Source organism: Pseudomonas capeferrum, from assembly GCF_000731675.1.
GTDB classification, from domain to species: domain Bacteria; phylum Pseudomonadota; class Gammaproteobacteria; order Pseudomonadales; family Pseudomonadaceae; genus Aquipseudomonas; species Aquipseudomonas capeferrum.
This window is the reverse complement of the sequence record NZ_JMIT01000001.1, coordinates 708388-726756: the sequence shown is the minus strand read 5'-3', so window position 1 is coordinate 726756 and position 18369 is coordinate 708388. Positions and strand designations below refer to the sequence as shown.

At 57.8% G+C, this 18369-nt stretch carries 14 protein-coding genes and 1 pseudogene; 9 read left to right on the top strand and 6 right to left on the bottom strand.

What is annotated here, in order from left to right:
- Positions 1–109 precede the first annotated feature (109 nt).
- Positions 110–1360 carry an L-2-hydroxyglutarate oxidase gene (gene lhgO, locus PC358_RS03395; protein ID WP_033697527.1) on the bottom strand — a complete coding sequence of 417 codons (1251 nt, stop codon included), beginning with the start codon at positions 1358–1360 and terminating at the stop codon, positions 110–112.
- Between the two features lie 22 nt (positions 1361–1382).
- Complete coding sequence (gene glaH, locus PC358_RS03390; RefSeq protein WP_033697526.1) at positions 1383–2360, bottom strand: glutarate dioxygenase GlaH; 978 nt, start codon at positions 2358–2360, stop codon at positions 1383–1385.
- Positions 2361–2555: 195 nt separating this feature from the next.
- On the opposite strand from glaH, the gene csiR reads away from it, so the two are divergent.
- Positions 2556–3251, top strand: coding sequence for a DNA-binding transcriptional regulator CsiR (gene csiR, locus PC358_RS03385; RefSeq protein WP_033697524.1), 696 nt, complete (start codon positions 2556–2558; stop codon positions 3249–3251).
- 89 nt (positions 3252–3340) lie between these two features.
- On the opposite strand, the gene PC358_RS03380 is transcribed toward csiR, so the two are convergent.
- The gene (locus PC358_RS03380; RefSeq protein WP_033697522.1) at positions 3341–3601 is read right to left on the bottom strand and encodes an EamA family transporter; all 261 of its coding nucleotides are present in this window, start codon (positions 3599–3601) and stop codon (positions 3341–3343) included.
- Between the two features lie 78 nt (positions 3602–3679).
- Here PC358_RS03380 and PC358_RS26825 point away from each other — a divergent pair.
- Positions 3680–4099, top strand: a pseudogene (locus PC358_RS26825) (helix-turn-helix domain-containing protein); the annotation flags it as partial.
- 1476 nt (positions 4100–5575) lie between these two features.
- Here PC358_RS26825 and PC358_RS03375 read toward each other — a convergent pair.
- The 3 genes from PC358_RS03375 to PC358_RS03365 form a co-directional block, all read right to left on the bottom strand.
- Positions 5576–6469 (bottom strand): dihydrodipicolinate synthase family protein, encoded by an 894-nt coding sequence (locus PC358_RS03375; protein WP_033697521.1) that lies wholly within the window; start codon positions 6467–6469, stop codon positions 5576–5578.
- 220 nt (positions 6470–6689) lie between these two features.
- The gene (locus PC358_RS03370; protein WP_033697520.1) at positions 6690–7925 is read right to left on the bottom strand and encodes an aromatic ring-hydroxylating oxygenase subunit alpha; all 1236 of its coding nucleotides are present in this window, start codon (positions 7923–7925) and stop codon (positions 6690–6692) included.
- 262 nt (positions 7926–8187) lie between these two features.
- Positions 8188–9153, bottom strand: a complete 966-nt coding sequence (locus tag PC358_RS03365) for a LysR family transcriptional regulator (protein WP_033700014.1) — start codon at positions 9151–9153, stop codon at positions 8188–8190.
- 335 nt (positions 9154–9488) lie between these two features.
- Here PC358_RS03365 and PC358_RS03360 point away from each other — a divergent pair, with 335 nt between their 5' ends.
- From PC358_RS03360 to PC358_RS03330, 7 genes are all read left to right on the top strand, one after another.
- A complete protein-coding gene (locus PC358_RS03360; protein WP_033697519.1) occupies positions 9489–10649 on the top strand; it encodes a quaternary amine ABC transporter ATP-binding protein in 1161 nt (386 codons plus the stop codon).
- A 48-nt stretch (positions 10650–10697) separates the two neighbouring features.
- The gene (gene proW, locus PC358_RS03355) at positions 10698–11681 is read left to right on the top strand and encodes a glycine betaine/L-proline ABC transporter permease ProW (RefSeq protein WP_276325164.1); all 984 of its coding nucleotides are present in this window, start codon (positions 10698–10700) and stop codon (positions 11679–11681) included.
- A gap of 51 nt (positions 11682–11732) precedes the next feature.
- A complete protein-coding gene (proX, locus tag PC358_RS03350) occupies positions 11733–12761 on the top strand; it encodes a glycine betaine/L-proline ABC transporter substrate-binding protein ProX (RefSeq protein ID WP_033697516.1) in 1029 nt (342 codons plus the stop codon).
- 151 nt (positions 12762–12912) lie between these two features.
- On the top strand, positions 12913–14256 hold the full coding sequence (gene dddP, locus PC358_RS03345; protein ID WP_033697515.1) for a dimethylsulfonioproprionate lyase DddP: 1344 nt from the start codon (positions 12913–12915) through the stop codon (positions 14254–14256).
- Between the two features lie 193 nt (positions 14257–14449).
- Positions 14450–15463: a GlxA family transcriptional regulator gene (locus PC358_RS03340; RefSeq protein WP_033697514.1), complete on the top strand. Its 1014-nt coding sequence runs from the start codon at positions 14450–14452 to the stop codon at positions 15461–15463.
- Between the two features lie 50 nt (positions 15464–15513).
- The gene (locus PC358_RS03335) at positions 15514–16833 is read left to right on the top strand and encodes an NAD(P)/FAD-dependent oxidoreductase (RefSeq protein WP_033697513.1); all 1320 of its coding nucleotides are present in this window, start codon (positions 15514–15516) and stop codon (positions 16831–16833) included.
- Positions 16834–16977: 144 nt separating this feature from the next.
- Entirely contained in the window at positions 16978–18306 is a 1329-nt protein-coding gene (locus PC358_RS03330; RefSeq protein WP_033697512.1) for an MFS transporter, read from the top strand.
- Positions 18307–18369 lie beyond the last annotated feature (63 nt).

The window sequence follows — 18369 nt, the reverse complement described above, 5'->3', positions numbered from 1 at the left end:
GCCGTCTAGCGAACACGGGCGCGAAAAAGCCCACCCGGCCCTAAATGGTGAGTAGGGCCAGGCGGGTTGAGTAAAACGAAACGCAGATCCGCTGGGGTTGCCGGCCTGCTCAGCCGGCAGCGCGCTGCTTGCCGGCCAGGTCTGGCTTGGGCAAGCCGCCCCCCTGCAGGGCGACTTGTGCGCAGACCTTCTCGACGATGTAGGCGCCGATCGGGATGGCCGAGGTGGCGGCAGGCGATGGCGCATTGCAGACGTTCACGCTGCGCGCCGAATTGACGAAGAGGAAGTCGTCGATGAGCTTGCCATCGCGTGACACCGCCTGTGCCCGGACACCCGCCGGGTAAGGTGTGAGGTCATCCTTGGTGATGCTCGGGCAGTACTTCTGCACCTGCTTGAGGTAGCCGCCCTTGAACAGCGAATTCTTCATCTCGATCAGGCCCGGGCGCAGGTTCTTGGCCAGCACCTTGAGGATGCCGGGAGTGGTCAGGGTCTGGAACATGTCCGCCACGCTGACGTCGGCCTTGCGGTAGCCTTCGCGCTTCATCGCCAGCACCGCGTTGGGGCCCACGGTCACGGTGCCGTCGATCATGCGCGTCAGGTGCACGCCCAGAAACGGCATGGACGGGTCCGGAATCGGGTAGATCAGGTGGTTGACGATCTGGTTGTGCTGCTTGGGCAGCAAGTAGTACTCGCCGCGGAACGGGCAGATCACAAAGTGGGTGCGGATGCCAAGCATGCTCACCACGCGGTCGGCCATCAGCCCCGAACAGGTGACCAGGAAGCGGCTGTGCACCTCGTCGCTGCGGGTACGCACGACCACTTCGCTGGCGCGCTCCTCGAGGCCGACCACTTCGGCGCTGTAGCGGATCTCGCCACCGGCACGCTGGAACTCACGGCCCATGGCCGCCGTCACCTCGGCGTAATTGACGATGCCGCTGGAGGGCACGAAGATCCCGCCCAGGCCGACGATATTGGGCTCGCGCTCTTGCAGCTCGTCGGCCGACAACCACTGGCGCTCCAGGCCATTGGCCGCGGTGCGTTCCCACAACGCCTTCATGCGTTGCATTTCCAGGTCGTTGGTGGCCACCAGCAACTTGCCGCATTCATCGAAGGCGATGCCGTGCTGGGTGCAGAAGGCCTTGGTTGCCTTGTTGCCTTCCAGGCAGAAGCGTGCCTTGAGGCTGCCGGGGGTGTAGTACACCCCGGCATGGATCACCCCGCTGTTGTGCCCGGTCTGGTGGCGCGCCGGGCCGGACTCCTTCTCCAGCAGGAGAATCTTGGCGTCCGGGTACACCTTGATCAGGTGCATGGCGGTGGACATGCCCACAATGCCACCGCCGATGATGATGAAATCGTACACAGTGTTACCTCCCGCGCCGTGTTTACTGGCCGCGTTGGTACAGCGGCTTGGGGAAGGCGACATAGCCGCGTTGGCGCATCAGCTCGCGGCGCAGGCCGTCGTGCGGTGTGAAGCGGTCGCGGCCGTGGAGCCAGAACAGATTATTGATCAAGACGAAGCTGCCCACCGCCACCGGCACGGACAGTTTCTTGTCGCTGCCCTCCAGCGATTCGGACAAGGCGTTCAACCAGACGCCTTCCTCGAAGTTTTCCGGCTGCACGAACTGGTCGATGTAGCGCATGGTCGGCCGGCCTTCAGCGTCGTTGTCAAATACCGAATGGAACACGTCCTCGGCCACGTTCTTGCTGGGCGGCGCGGTCCAGCGCATCTCGCGGCGCGCCAGCGGGTGGCGGAAGAACGCCTCGCACTGCTCCCAGTCGTCCAGGTGCAGCAGCAGCGAGTTGCCGCCTTCCATGTTCCTTTCGTCGATTTTCAGCATCAGCACGTAGTCGGTGATCTGATTCACGAAGGTGCCGTCGTTGTGCAGCTCCATGACGCGGTGCGGCTGGCGCAGGTAGCTGTCGGAGTTGTCGCTGTTCACCACCACGAAGCGGGCGTAGTACTGGCCGCTCATGGCGTCGTAGTTGGAGCGGCCGATCAGGTGCGCACAGGCGGTGGTGAACTTGACCATGTCCTCGGCCTGGCTCACGTCATCCAGCCCCAGCGGGGTGATCAGCATGCCGCCACTGGCGCGGTCGAGGATGGTGTTGAGCAGTACCGGGCGCAGCGTGCCCTGGCACAGCTCGTCGAGGATCTCGCCCACCCGAAAACGCAGAAACGACTTGTATTCCAGCGCCTGCACCGGCCACTGGGCCACAGCCTCGACGAACGCCTGCACGGTCTCGCGGGCAAAGGTCAGTTCAAGCAGACGAGGCGACTGCTTCGACGGGGCGATGGTGTAACCACGCGGTTCGAGCGGCAGCGGCAGCACAGGTTGGTTGATCTGCGTAAAAGCGTTCATGGCTAGGTCCTGGCAGAAAAAGGAGATAGCACGGTCCAGTCGTGATCTGGATCAGTGCGGGCGAAGCAAAAATATCGCCACCCGCTTAAAATGTCTACATTTTTATAAAACGAAGATACTCCGCCTGTATGTCCATTGTTTTTCGTCCGCCAGCGGTTTCGGTATGATCGGCAAAACGTTTTGAGGAACAGGACTTTGGAAGCGCTCGCTCCCCGACAAAACTCAGCATTCAGCGGGTATGAGAGGCTCAAGAAGGACATCATCCGCGGCGTGTTCAAGCCTGGGGAGAAGCTCTTGATGAGCACCCTCAAGGACCGCTACGAACTGGGAGTGGGGCCGCTGCGCGAGGCGCTTTCGCAGTTGGTGGCCGAGCACCTGGTGATTGTCATCAGCCAGAAAGGCTACCGTGTCGCGCCCATGTCACTGGCGGAGATGAACGACATCTACGATGCCCGCGCCAACCTGGAAGCCATGATCATCAGCCTGGCCATCGAACGCGGCGACGACGCTTGGGAAGCGTCGGTGCTGGCCTGTTCGCATACCCTGGCCAAAGTGGTGGAGGTGAAAACCCGCGAGCAACGGCTGGATGTGTGGGATGAACGGCACAAGGCGTTTCACACCGCCATCGCCTCGGGGTGCGGCTCCAAGCACCTGCTGCAGGCCCGCACCTACCTGTTCGACCAGGCTGAGCGTTACCGCCATTTGTGGCTGACGCAGACGGTGTTTTCCGAGCAGGCGCTTGAGCTCAAGCGCCAGGAGCATTCGGCGCTGGTCGAGGCGATCCTGGCCCGCGATGCCAAGCGCGCCAGCGCCATGATGCACTCGCACCTGATGACCCCGGTGCCGATCATTGCGCAGATCATGTACACCGAGGGCATCGGGCGGTCGTAGCGGCGGCCTTCAGGCCGCTGCCTGGCGCTGGGCCACAGGGTTCAGCGTTGGCGCTGAGATGTACATCGAACCAGGTAATGGTCGGCGTATCAGCTCGTCTTGTTTCGGCCAACCGAGAACTTCCCACCAAAAATCACGAGCAGGGTGCCGACTACCAGCAACGTATCCAACGTTTCTCTGAACACGAAAACACCGATCAACGAGGCAAATACCAACAACGCGTAATTGAATGGCTGCAGTGTCACGGCAGTCGTGAATTTCAATGCCTGTAGCAATAGCCCGTTGCGCACCCCTCCATTGAATGCCACATAACACAAGGCGAAGAGCAGGAAGACCCAGTAACGGACCATGACTAGTGTGGTGTTTCAGAAATAACGCTCATATTTTGGGCTAGACTTTTGAGCACTCAAAAGTACTGGAGCAACGATATGAAAACTGGCCGACCTGCTGTTCCCATTGAGTTGAGCGATGAAGAGCGCTCTGAGTTGCTTCGTCGCTCCCGGCAACGCAAGGGGCCTGCCGAATCACGAATTCGAGCCGAAATTATTTTGGCGTGCGCAAGCGGTGAGTCGGGTACTTCTATAGCCAACAGATTCGGTATTGGGGTACACACCGTTTCGCGTTGGCGAGTGCGGTTCAGCCGACTGCGGCTCGATGGCCTGAATGACGAACAGCGCTCAGGCCGGCCTCGCAGCATCACTGATGAGCAAGTGCAAGCTGTCGTGGATCAGGTGCTGAAGTCCAAGCCGAAAGATGCCAGCCATTGGAGTACTCGCTCAATGAGTCAGGCGACTGGCATCTCTCCTGCCAGCGTGATGCGGATATGGCACGCTTTCGGACTAGGCCCTGACGAAAAGTTTTGTGGGAGCGGGCTTGTCCCGCGATGGCGTGCGAAGCGCTCCTGTACCCGATATCAAATGGTGTCAAAGAAGCCGCGAACTCAGGCTTTGCTGCCGCGTTGCGGCAGATCGCGGGGCAAGTCGGATCGCCGCACCGCCGCTCCCACAAAACTTTTCGTACAGAACCAGTTGCGCGATAGGAAGGTCCTTGACCAGCACCTTGGTGATACCGTCCTGGGCTGCAAAGAAGCCGCGAACTCAGGCTTTGCTGCCGCGTTGCGGCAGATCGCGGGGCAAGTCGGATCGCCGCACCGCCGCTCCCACAAAACTTTTCGTACAGAACCAGTTGCGCGATAGGAAGGTCCTTGACCAGCACCTTGGTGATACCGTCCTGGGCTGCAAAGAAGCCGCGAACTCAGGCTTTGCTGCCGCGTTGCGGCAGATCGCGGGGCAAGTCGGATCGCCGCACCGCCGCTCCCACAAAACTTTTCGTACAGAACCAGTTGCGCGATAGGAAGGTCCTTGACCAGCACCTTGGTGATACCGTCCTGGGCTGCAAAGAAGCCGCGAACTCAGGCTTTGCTGCCGCGTTGCGGCAGATCGCGGGGCAAGTCGGATCGCCGCACCGCCGCTCCCACAAAACTTTTCGTACAGAACCAGTTGCGCGATAGGAAGGTCCTTGACCAGCACCTTGGTGATACCGTCCTGGGCTGCAAAGAAGCCGCGAACTCAGGCTTTGCTGCCGCGTTGCGGCAGATCGCGGGGCAAGTCGGATCGCCGCACCGCCGCTCCCACAAAACTTTTCGTACAGAACCAGTTGCGCGATAGGAAGGTCCTTGACCAGCACCTTGGTGATACCGTCCTGGGCTGCAAAGAAGCCGCGAACTCAGGCTTTGCTGCCGCGTTGCGGCAGATCGCGGGGCAAGTCGGATCGCCGCACCGCCGCTCCCACAAAACTTTTCGTACAGAACCAGTTGCGCGATAGGAAGGTCCTTGACCAGCACCTTGGTGATACCGTCCTGGGCTGCAAAGAAGCCGCGAACTCAGGCTTTGCTGCCGCGTTGCGGCAGATCGCGGGGCAAGTCGGATCGCCGCACCGCCGCTCCCACAAAACTTTTCGTACAGAACCAGTTGCGCGATAGGAAGGTCCTTGACCAGCACCTTGGTGATACCGTCCTGGGCTGCAAAGAAGCCGCGAACTCAGGCTTTGCTGCCGCGTTGCGGCAGATCGCGGGGCAAGTCGGATCGCCGCACCGCCGCTCCCACAAAACTTTTCGTACAGAGCCAGTTGCGCGATAGGAAGGTCCTTGACCAGCACCTTGGTGATACCGTCCTGGGCTGCGAAGATGAACATTGAGAGCAGACAAAGGCAGAGGCCTATTCGCCTGCCACTGGTGTGGTTTGACACACTCGTTTGCTGAGTAACCGCGGTCATGCTTCGCTCCCCTGCCCTGTCAATCCGATGCCATCATGTTTTGAATTGCTTCAAGCGTGAGCGGACTCTGACGCGATCAGGTCACCCAGCGCAGCCTCAAGGGCAGCAAACTTGCCGCTCACCAGCCGCGCGAGGGGGCGACGCGGGATACCAGCACCGTAGCCGGTCAGTTCGGCAGCTGCGTACACAGACTGCACGTAATCACCCTGCCAGATCAGCGACATCACTGGCTCCAGCTTACGCCAGATCTCCCGGGCACCTACCCAGTCACCAGCCAGTGCGGCATTGACGAAGGCAACGCAGGTACGCGGCGCCATGTTGGCGCCACCCCAAATCAGTCCTGCGGCGCCCGCATACAAAGCGTAGGCAGCCAGGGGATCGGCGCCGTTCATGGTCGGCAGGCCCGTGCGCACCAGCGTTGCCTGGGCGATCAGGTCGCCACTGCTGTCCTTGACCGAAATGAAATTGGGGATTTCACTCAACTTGACGAACAGTTCAGGGCTCACTTCCACCCCGACCGCCTGCGGCACGTTGTAGCCAATGATGGGCAGGCCCGCCTGGGCAACGCTGCTATAGAAATCGATGATGCCCTGGTCGTCAGTCGGCCCCTCGAAAAATGGGGGTAACACCATTACCCCATCAGCACCGCAATCGGCGGCATGACGGGTGCGCTCCACCACTTCGTCAACCAGCAATGCAGAGGTCTGTACTATCACCTTGGCGCGACCATCAATGGCCTTGGCGCCGAAGGCTACGAGTTGCCTCGACTCTTCTCTGGTGAGGTACACATGCATGCCAGTGCCAGAGCTGAGCACAAAACTTTGTATGCCTGCGTGGAGGTAGCGCTCTATCAGATGTTCAAAACGGGCGAAGTCGATTTTGCCATCCGCGTCAAAGGGGGTGGTAATCGCCAAGTTGATACCGGGGAATGGAAATGCGGACATGCGCTACCTCTTGTAATTGTTAGCAGTGGGCAAATTCACACAACGTTGCGTGCAGTACCGAAACGTCTCTTGTATCAGGCACTCCGGACAGGATCAGGGATGAAGAATCGAGAGGGGCGTAGGGCCGGCCTTATCTATATCGCGGCATGGACAGACACGAGATTGATTCACACAGAAGCGGGTTCGACTCGCTCAAGGTCGCGCCGAACCCAATCAGGGCTTAACTCACGGACCGCAGTGCAATGGGGCCCTGCAGCCGCGTCAGCATGGTCTCGCAGTACCAGTCATCGAACTGGCAAACACCATTCTCGGCAATGTCGGAGAAGGGGCCAGGCTCGTACGTCGGCGAACTGACACCGGCATGGGTCCCCTCTACCAACTTGCGATCCTGATCATTGGTCGCGAGCCACACTTTGGTGAGCCGGTCTAGATCGTAATCAACGCCCTCCACGGCCGTTTTCGGCACCAGCCATTTGGTGGTGACCAAGGTTTCACCAGGGCCGATTGGCAGTACGCGGAAACTCAAGGCATGGTCGCCCAGGAAGTGGTTCCAGGTAGACGGATAATTGAAGTACAGCAGCGCGCCAATGTTCTCTTCGCCGCTCTGGTCCAGCCGGCCCGCAACGGCAGGCTTGCCATCCATGGTGTAGCTGACAGCACCCGCCGACAGCGGAATTCGTGTCATCCGGAAGCGGCCGTTCGGGTCCATAACCAATCGGCTAGGCATCCCCGCACGCTCACAACGATCCCAGTGCATAGCCAGTTCCGGGTCATCTTCCCCGCCGACGCCGGCTACCGAAAGATTTTCGACGAAGGAGTTCATCAACTCAGGGTGGGTACCATCGCAGTGGAAACACTCGCGGTTGTTTTCAAAGACGAGCTTCCAGTTGCCTTTTTCGATCAGGTTCGACTCGAATGCGACCTTGCAGTTATCCAGGAAGTGAGGGGCGATGAAAGGGCTTACCGAACTGCGGAAACTGTCAAAATCTGGCGCCGTTTCTGCGACGCACACGTAAATGTACGTGTGGACGATTTCACAGTGAACCGTCTTCAGGCCGTACTGAGTCTTGTCAAAATCGCTACCCATGTTACCTGCAAACAGCAGGCTGCCATCTAGCTCGAACGTCCACTTGTGGTAAGGGCAGACCATCTTGGCAACCTTGCCCTGAGCCTGCTCACAGACCTTTGCGCCGCGGTGACGACAGGCATTGTGGAAGGCACGAACCTTACCGTCCTTGCCCATTACCACGGCAACAGGATAGTCGCCAATCTGCAGGGTGAAATATTGACCCGGCTTCTCAATTTCAAAAGTATGGCCAGCGAATACCCAATCCGTGTGCCAGATATGTTCGAGATCGGCACGGTACACATCAGGGTCTATATAGAGTTCGCGGGGCAACGCATGGCGCGCTTTGCGCTTGTTAATCAGGCCAACAACGGACGCTTTGCTATTCATTATTATCCTCACTTCATCAACCGCTCGGGCATGATAAACATGCCCTACTCATTATTCTTAGACTGCCATTCCGAAATGATCAGCTACTGGCCTCGGCGCTAACACCGTGAACACATAACAGCCATTGAACACGGCGTGCGGGCAATATTGACCCATGCTTGGATCAAGGCTAAGGCAGGTGCTGGAGTGCCGACAAACGACTTTTTCAACCCCGTATGGATAAGGGCAGGTTATGGGTCACTCGCTGGCCCAGACTGGGCGCTCAGACACTCCAGCGGGTGAATTTCGACAACACCCAGTCACGTACCCTGCGACACGCCTCGTCATAGTCCGTGCCTTCGCGGCATGCCAGATAGTGCAGGCTATTGCGCAACGTGACCTGCTCACGCACCGGGCGCACCAAAACCCCTCTGTCCACCATCGCGCTCACCAGCTGATTCCAACCCAAGGCGACGCCTTGATGGGTAAGCACCATGTTGATGATCAGGTTGTAGTCGTTGGCATGAAACAAAGGCGGGCTTTCGGGCGGGCGCTCGTCGATATCAATGTTCTGAAACGCCAGCCACACACTCCAATCCACATGCTCGGAAACGCCCGACCTGCCGAAAGGACTGAGATCAAGCAATGAACTGTCGCGCAATCCTTCAAGCGTTGCGACCTCTGGATGTTGCGCCAGGAAGGCGGGCGAGCAGACGGGATAGATGATGTCATGGCAAAGCGGATAACTCTTGTAGCCTGAGCCCACCTTGGAGACTTTGGAAATAATGATGTCAGGCTCAACACCTGGTTCCATGTTGACGAAATTCTGGGTAGTGAACAGATTGAGTTCAATATCAGGATTATTGATTCGGAATTCGGGCAGATGGTGCGAAAGCCAGAACGCTGAAAAAGCGGGCGAACAGCAGATTGTAAGTACGTGTTTGTCGGTCGGCGTACTGCGGATTCTATCCGCAGCGTGCGCGATGTTGACGAATGACATCTGAGCGGCCTCGAAGAAAATCGAGCCTGCGGGCGTCAGCTCAACCGTTCTCCCTACCCGGACGAACAGTTGCGCCCCCAAGAATGTTTCGAGCTCACGAATCTGGCGACTGATGGCCGCTTGGGAAACGCACAGGGCTTCGGCGGCACGGGTAAAACTTTGGTATTTGGCGGCGGCGACAAATGCCTTGACTGCCCTCAAAGATGGCATACGCAGCAGCAAGGTGTCTGGGTCAACGTGCCGGCTCAACATAATAGCTCCCTTACGATCAGGTCCAAAGGCGGCCGAGGTTATCCCAGCCGCTGCTTGGATGACTACACGGCTGTCGCGATTGCACTGAAGCTGTCGCCCGCACCACCGTCTATAACCTTAAGTTATCCATGAAGGCGTGTAAATGTTGGTGGTACTACACCCGAGATGCTTATAGATTTTTAAAAAAGCCCGTTTCCAGGCACACAACAATAAAAACCAGGAAAGCCCCTCATGTGTAAAACACACGTTCCACACTGCCCTTCCATGCCACTACCGCGCGTTATCAGTTCGTCAACGATAACGTCAACGGCACAAAACCCTGGAGGGAAACGATGACTCACGCTGACGAAATCCTGTCCGTCAAAAACATTTATAAAGTTTTTGGTCCCCACGCGGACGTCGCAATGAACATGGTGCATGCGGGCGCCAGTAAACATGAGGTATTCGAAAAAACCGGCCAAGTAATCGGCGTTTTCGATGCCACATTCTCAGTTAAACGCGGCGAAATATTCGTCATCATGGGGCTGTCTGGCTCCGGCAAGTCCACGATGGTTCGATTGTTCAATCGTCTCATCGAGCCTACGTCGGGCAGCATCTACCTGAACGGCAAGGAAATTACTGGCCTCTCGGACAAAGCCCTGCTGGACGTACGCCGCAAGGAAATGGGCATGGTGTTTCAATCTTTCGCCCTCATGCCACACATGAGCGTGTTGGAGAACACAGCCTTTGGCCTGGAGATTTCCGGCATCAGCGAGACCGAGCGCAACAAACGTGCTCGTGAAGCCCTTTGCCAAGTTGGCCTTGCTGGCCACGAGCACAGTTACCCGCACCAGCTCTCCGGGGGCATGCAGCAACGCGTGGGCCTCGCGCGAGCATTGGCTAATGACCCAACGATTCTGCTGATGGATGAGGCATTTTCTGCTCTCGACCCGCTGATCCGCAGTGAAATGCAGGGTGAACTGATTCGTCTGCAGGCTGAGCAGAAACGCACGATCATCTTCATTTCCCATGACATTGAGGAAGCCATCCGCATCGGCCATCGCATCGCGATCATGGAGGGTGGCCGTGTCGTGCAGATAGGCACCCCGCAGGAGCTCATCAACCAGCCGGCGAATGACTACGTGCGCACCTTCTTCAAGGGCTTCGACAGCTCGCGGGTATTGAAAGCAGGCGATGTCGCACGTTTGGATCCGTCAGCAACCTGCCGTGCCAATGGCAACTTACCCACCTTCGCAGCGGGCATCGACTTCGGTTACCTGCTCGGCGATCACGGGCAACTGCTGGCGGTTGTCGATGCACACGATGACAGCGCGAGCGAGGCCATCCGGCACCACGCCCACGAGCAGCACCCCGTCTACCTTGACACCCCTTTGCATGAAGTACTGAACATTGCAGCCAGCCTGCCATACCCCGTGCCGGTACTCGACCACCACGGAGTCTTCAGGGGAACAGTGTCGAAAAACCAACTTCTGCAGACCTTGAGCCGCAATTAATTAGCCACGGTCCTGAACGTCAAATACCCACAGCCGGACTACCGCTGTCTGTGGCAACGATTCACGAGGAGTGTGCAGATGTCCGAGTTCAGTTTCCTAGACCCTTTTCAGTCGGTTGCTATCCCGCTTGGCGATTGGGTCACCCATACACTCAATTTCCTGGTGCATCACTTCCGCGATGTCTTCCGTGGTATCCGCTGGCCGATCGATCAGGTGTTGAACGGCATCGAGTTCATTCTGCAAAGCATTCCGCCCAGTATCGGCATCCTGTTGTCGTCGCTGCTGGGCTGGCAGCTGGCGGGCAAGCGCATGGCACTGTTGTGTTTCATCACGCTGACCTTGCTCGGGTTGATCGGTGTCTGGTCTGCTTCGATGACCACCCTGGCCCTGGTACTGACCTCGGTATTTTTCTGCGCGCTTATCGGCATTCCGTTAGGGATCCTGTGTGCTCGCAGCAACCGCCTGGAGCAAGTGACACGGCCACTACTCGATGCCATGCAAACACTTCCCGCGTTCGTGTACCTGGTACCCGTGGTCATGCTGTTCGGTATTGGCAACGTGCCCGGTGTACTGGTCACCATCGTGTTTGCTCTGCCGCCGCTGGTACGCCTGACCAACCTGGGTATCCGACAAGTGCCGGAAGACAAGATCGAAGCTGCCCGCGCTTTCGGTTGCACACCACGGCAGATGTTGACCCGGGTGCAGCTCCCCCTTGCGACCTCGAACATCATGGCAGGGCTCAATCAGACGCTGATGCTGTCGCTGTCGATGGTCGTCATCGCCTCGATGATTTCGGTCGGCGGCCTTGGGCAGATGGTACTGCGCGGCATTGGCCGCCTGGACATGGGGCTCGCCACGGTTGGCGGTGTCGGCTTGGTGTTGCTGGCAATTTTCCTTGACCGGCTAACCCAAGCCATGGGTGCGCGTACCGCTGCCGACCCTAGCCTGCGCTGGTATCACACCGGCCCGGTGGGCCTGATCACCCGCCTGTATGGTGCGGGCAGACCCGCAAGGCAGCCGCACTCAGCCTGACCGCCCAACAGGCCTGCATTCAAAACAATGACCAAAACAAGGTAAGCGACGATGTCTGAATTCAAACTTCTGCGCGCCCTCCTGCAAGGCGCGGGCGCCGTGTCACTTTCACTGGCAGCATTGTGCGCAAACGCGTCAGCAGACCAACCCGGTGAGGGCGTCAAGGTCACACCGATCTTCCCACCTATCGCAGAGGAACGTTTTCGCGGCGAGGTAGCCATGGCTGGCTTGAGGGCGCTCGGTTACAAGGTCGAGGAGCCCAAGGAAACCGAGTACGGCGTGATGATGATGGCGCTGGCCAACGGTGACGCAGACTTCACCGTGCACCTGTGGGACACGTTGCACGGCAAGTTCTACCAGCAGGCCGGTGGCGACGACGTGATGGTGAAAACAGGCGAAATCATGCCTGGGGTGCTTCAGGGCTACCTGATCGACAAAAAAACCGCCGATGCCCATAACATCAAGTACATCACAGACTTGAAAAACCCGGAGATCGCCAAGCTGTTCGACACCGATGGCGATGGCAAGGCAGACCTGACCGGCTGCAACCCGGGCTGGGGCTGCGAGCTGATCATTGATCATCAGATCAAAGCCTATGGCCTGAGCAAGACCGTACACGTCAACCAAGGCTCCTACTTCGCCCTGATGGCAGACACCATCACGCGCTATAAGGAAGGAAAGCCCATCCTCTACTTCACCTGGGTGCCGCAATGGATAGCCACCGTGCTGGTTGAGGACAAGGATGTGGTTTGGCTCGAGGTGCCGAAAACGGATCTGCCGGACGGCAACAACAATGTCGATACCACGTATAAAGGCAAAAACCTTGGCTTCGCGGTCGACAAGGTAGAAGCCGTGCTCAACAAGGACTTCGCCAAAGAGAACCCTGCAGCGCTGAAATTCCTGTCGCTCATGCAGATCAGCACCGCAGATGAGAGTGCGCAGAACCTCAAGATGCAACAGGGTGAGAAGAAACCTGCCGATGTTCAGCGCCATGCGCAGGAATGGGTCGCAGCGCACCGCCAGCAATTTGATGCATGGCTGCAGTCTGCCCGCGCCGCAGCCACGCAGGCGAGTAACTGAAACCGCAGAAGTGAAGCAGGTTGAACCTGCTTCACAGCCCTCACCGCTCGTCCCGGCCAGCCCTGCCGCGCGATTCTGCAAGCGGCACGCCCACCCGATCCGGCGTCAGGGAAATTCATCAGAACAATAAACACATAGCCTGGAGACCATGATGTCATCGCCTTTTTCCATTACCGCTGATGCGCGTCGTATCGATCCTGCCAGGCGCCGTGCTACAGCGCTCAAAGCAGATGGTTCGGTTGATGACAACGATCGGAGCGAGATCGGTCCGACACCCTTGGCCTTTGCCGAGTGGGAGCAACTTGGGTTGCAGCCCCCTCACCTACCGACCATGAGGGAGTACCGGTTGGCTCGCATTCGAGCACAACTGGTCGAGCGCGACCTGGCGGGTGTGTTGCTGTTCGATCCCCTTAATATCCGCTACGCCACTGACACCACCAACATGCAACTATGGACCACCCATAACCCAGCACGCGCGTGCTTCGTGGCGGCTAGCGGCCACGTGGTGCTATGGGACTTCCATGGCTGCGACCACCTCAGCGCACACCTTCCACTGGTCACGGAGCTGCGCAGCGGCGCATCGTTCTTCTACTTTGAAACCGGTGATCGTACCGAAGAGCACGCGCGTCGATTCGCCGCGCAGGTTGATGAGCTGCTGCGCGCGCACGCCGGCACCAATCGCCGTCTCGCCGTGGACCGAATAGAAGTTGCGGGCGTTCGCGCACTGGATGCATTGGGCGTACAGCTTTTCAATGGTCAAGAGGTGACCGAATTCGCCCGGCTGATCAAGGGGCCTGATGAAATCAAAGCCATGCGTTGCGCGGTAGCATCCTGCGAAGCAGCGGTGGCTGGAATGCAGCAAACCATGCGCGCAGGCCTCACCGAAAATGATATCTGGTCAGCGCTGCATGCAGGCAATATCCGCCGGGGTGGCGAATGGATAGAAACGCGCATTCTCAGTTCCGGCCCCCGCACCAACCCCTGGTTTCAGGAGTCTGGGCCGCGCGTCCTCAGCGATGGCGACTTGCTGTCGTTTGATACTGACCTGATCGGCGTTTATGGCATGTGCGTGGACATGTCTCGCAGTTGGATCTGTGGAGGCCGGGAGCCGACGGCCGAGCAAAAGCGCTTATACCGTATCGCGTACGAGCACATCATGCATAACACTGAGTTGGTCAAACCGGGCGTGCGTTTCACCGATCTCTCAGCGAGCGCCCACCGGCTGCCTGAGTCGTGTCGTGCTCAGCGCTATGGCGTGCTTTTTCATGGTGTTGGGCTCTGTGACGAGTATCCCAGCATTCGCTATCCAGAGGATGTCGAATCTTATGGTTACGAAGGGGAGCTGCAGCCCGGCATGGCATTGTGCGTAGAGGCCTACATCGGCGAGGTGGGGGGGCGTGATGGCATCAAGCTTGAGAACCAGTTGCTGGTCACCGAAACCGGGTATGAGCTACTTACGCACTACCCATTCGACGACAGCTTCCTGCGAGATTGAGTACCGTTAGAACTTTAAGCCGTCCAATGGATAACCATGAGTTATCCATTGGCGACCAGAAATGTTGCTGGACGTTAAGGGCGCTCAATAATAAATTTCAATGCATCTCTGCAGGCATCGACTTCGTGCACATAAAAACAATGTAAGCGCCTAGAGCGTAAATTGCTCACGGCCCAGCCTAGGCGGTAGCGTCATGAAAAGTTTATCCACCGGTTTCAGTGCAACCTTCGCAGATCGTAATCTGCAATATACCCGACCCGGCGGAACATCTCCGACCTTATCAAAAGTCGGCTTTCTACTTCTGGATAACTTTTCGCTGCCATGCTTTACCCAGGCGCTTGATGTTTTGGTGACCGCGAATGTCATCCGGCCCGGTTCCATCCGCATGCATACCTTTAGCCACAATCACGCGGAGGTCATGAGTGACCTTTCTATTCCTATAAGACCTGACACCCCACTTACTGATATCCGCCTTGCCGACCTTGACCTGATCATCATCTGCGGGGGGTTGAGATCACCCCGGACAGTCCCGGCTTGGATCAATACGTTGCTGCTCAAGCTCGCCAACCTTCCCATCACGCTGGGGGGGCTTTGGAATGGTGCCTGGTACCTGGGCAGGGCTGGCTTGCTGGACGGTTATCGTTGTGCCATTCATCCCGAACAGCGCCTCGCCCTGTCCGAAGGCTCACCGCATGCAAGCGTGACATTGGACAGTCTGGTGCTTGATCGGGACCGCGTCACTGCCGCGACCCCGGCCGGTGCCTTTCAGATGATGATCAAATGGTTGGAGAAATGCGCGGGCCGTACCCTTGCAGACGCCGTCATCGATTTACTTGATTACGATCAATCGCGAATCCGCAGTATAGAAACCACCCACACTAAAAAGCTGACTGGCCGCCTTCGCGAACTCGTCAAATTGATGGAGGCAAACCTGGAGGACCCTCTGGACCCTGTCCAACTTTCCCGCTGCGTCGGCCTTTCGCGGAGGCAGATGGAACGGCTCTTTCAAGGTCAGCTCTCAACAACGCCACAGAAATATTACCTGGAACTTAGAATTACCGAAGCAAGGCGCCTTATTCAGAATTCGAAGTCTTCCCTCATGGATGTGGCACTTGCCTGCGGCTTCGTGTCTTCCAGCCACTTCAGTAGAAATTACAGCCGATTATTTGGATACCCGCCCTCAAAAGAACTTCGCTATGAACTGTAGCGCCCGCTGTATCCCGCCAAGTCCATACAGCGAGAACCAGGACTCAACCCATGACAAAAATAACATCCCTGCCTGCTGACGATAACACCTGTGGCTGGTACCACTTGAGCAAGGGTCGGCAAGTAAAGCCGGGCCATCAAGGGCATACCCAAGCCCGGTGGGTAATCGTGGGCGCCGGTTACACCGGATTGGCCGCGGCTCGCCAACTGGCGTCGCATTTTCCAGACCAGCCGATCGTGCTCATCGAGGCACAGGAAGTCGGTTTTGGCACGTCCGGACGCAACGCAGGTTTCGCCATTGACCTGCCCCATGACATCGGCGCTGAAGACTATATAGGCGATATCGCAACTGCCAAGACCACCCTGAAGCTCAATCTCAGTGGTCAGTCTTACCTCAAGGCGTTGGTAGAACGCTTCAAGATCGATTGCCAGATGAAACACTGCGGCAAGTACCAGGCGGCGGTGGAAAAACGGGGGATAGCCGTACTCGACGCCTATCGAAATGGCCTCGACAAGTTGGGGCAACCCTACCAGATGATCGAAGCAGATGAGTTGCCTGAGCACATTGGAACTCGTTTTTACCGTAAGGCGTTGTTCACCCCCGGTACGTCACTGATCCAGCCGTCAGCGTTGGTCAAAGGGCTGGCCGACTCGCTTCCCGCCAATGTCACCCTTTATGAGAACACCCCAATCACCGACATCGAGTACGGTGAGAAGACCGTCCTCAAACATGCGCACGGGTCCATTACCGCAGACAAGCTGATCTTGGCCAACAACGCGTTCGGGATGAGTTTCGGTTTTCTCAAAGGTCGGATGCTACCGGTATTCACCTACGCCAGCCTCACGCGCCCCATGACTGAAGAAGAACAGCTACGCCTTGGCGGAAAACCCTACTGGGGGCTGATTCCGGCAGACCCGTTTGGTACCACGGTAAGGCGCACACCAGACAATCGAATTCTTATTCGCAACAGCTTCAGCTTCCACCCCAACGGGCGAAGTGACGCCAGATACCTGCATCGATTCGTCAACCGTCACAGGACCTCTTTCGAACGCCGTTTCCCGATGCTTCCCGGCCTCCCCTTCGAATATACCTGGGGTGGTGCGCTGGCCTTATCGCGCAACCACGAGGGCTATTTTGGTGAGCTGCGGCCCAATGTCTACGGGGCCTTGGGATGTAACGGGCTGGGTGTGACCCGCGGTACCGCGACTGGAAAGCTGATGGCTGACTGGCTGGCGGGCGAGCGCTCGGAGCTAATCGACTTCGTGCTCGGCTCTGCGGGGCCTTGTGCCAATCCGCCTCCAGCGCTGGTATCACTGGGGGTCAATCTGAACTTGAAATGGGGTCAGTACCGAGCAGGCCAGGAGAGCTGACCGCACCCGGACTGCCAGCTGTACATTCCAACAACAATAAAACTGCCATCGCTCATTGAGTTTTTGAGGAGGCCTCGACCGCACGACGGCAACGTTATGTGGATTCGCTCTGCCCTAACCAAAAAAGCAATATCAGGTACAAGAATGACAAGCCCGCATATTTCAGTTGAAGATGTTCCGCTCAATACTTTTCACAAACTACTCACCCTGCGCTCGGGTGGGGGATCGTTCGTTGATGGCTACGTCCTGAGCATTATTGGTGTGGCCCTTGCCTCTATTTCAGGATCCTTGGCACTGACCAGCTTTTGGCAGGGCATGATCGCCGCTTCGGCGCTGATCGGTATCTTCTTCGGTGGCTTCCTCGGCGGCTGGCTCACCGACCGGTTGGGCCGAAAGCGCTTGTTCTTCGTCGGCCCGATCCTGTTCGTAGTGGCTTCCGTTGCCCAGTACTGGGCAGATACAGCGTTGGCTATCTTCCTGCTGAGGTTAATGATCGGTATTGCCGTCGGTATCGAGTACCCGGTTGCCACCTCGCTGCTCGTCGAGTTCATGCCCAGGAAGTACCGTGGCCCTCGCCTGGCCATGCTGACGATCCTCTGGTTTGCAGGGGCTGCATGCGCATACATGGTGGGCGAAGTGATCTTGAGATTCGGTGGTGATGATGCCTGGCGCTGGGTGCTGGCGAGCTCGGCGATCATTGGCCTTGGTTTGTTCCTGGTACGGCTGGGCACGCCAGAATCACCCCGCTGGTTGTTGAGCAAAGGCCGGGGCGCAGAGGCCGAGGCCATCATCAAACAAGTCTATGGTGATGATTTCTCGCTGAAGAACCTGCCCGAACAGGATAGCCAGTACAAAGTTACCATCTGGAACCTGCTGTACGCCGGCTATGGCGCCAGGATGCTGTTCGTCATCGTTTTCTGGACCTGCTGCATCATTCCGCTTTTTGCTGTTTACGCCTTCGCGCCGAAGGTTCTGGGGGCGATGAATGTCAGCGGCGACAGCGCTTCGATCGGCTCCGTACTGATTACCTTGTTCTTCGTGGTTGGCTGCATCATCGCCACAAAGATCATCAACCGGATCGGCCGCCGAAGCATGCTCCTCTACAGCTTCCTGTTTTCAGGGCTAGCCTTGCTATGCCTGGGTGCCTTCCACGCCAGTGCCGGTATCTGGATCCTGCTGTTCTTTGCTGTCTATGCCTTGTTCATCGGCGGCGCACAAGTACTCACCCTGGTGTACCCCAACGAAATATTCCCGACTGAGATTCGCGCATTCGCAGTTGGCGTAGGTACATCGTTTTCGCGCATCGGAGCGGCAATCGGAACCTATCTGGTACCCATTTCACTCGACGTGCTCGGCATCGGCCAAACCATGTATGTGGCTGCAGCCATCACGTTGGTAGGGCTGCTGCTGTCCTGGATGCTGGCCCCGGAAACCCGTTCGCTCAACCTTCAGCAGGCAGCCTCTCTAGGTTGATCCAAACACCCCGCGCTGACCGGGTCAGCGCTGACTAACAGTGATAGTGACTGGAGCGATATC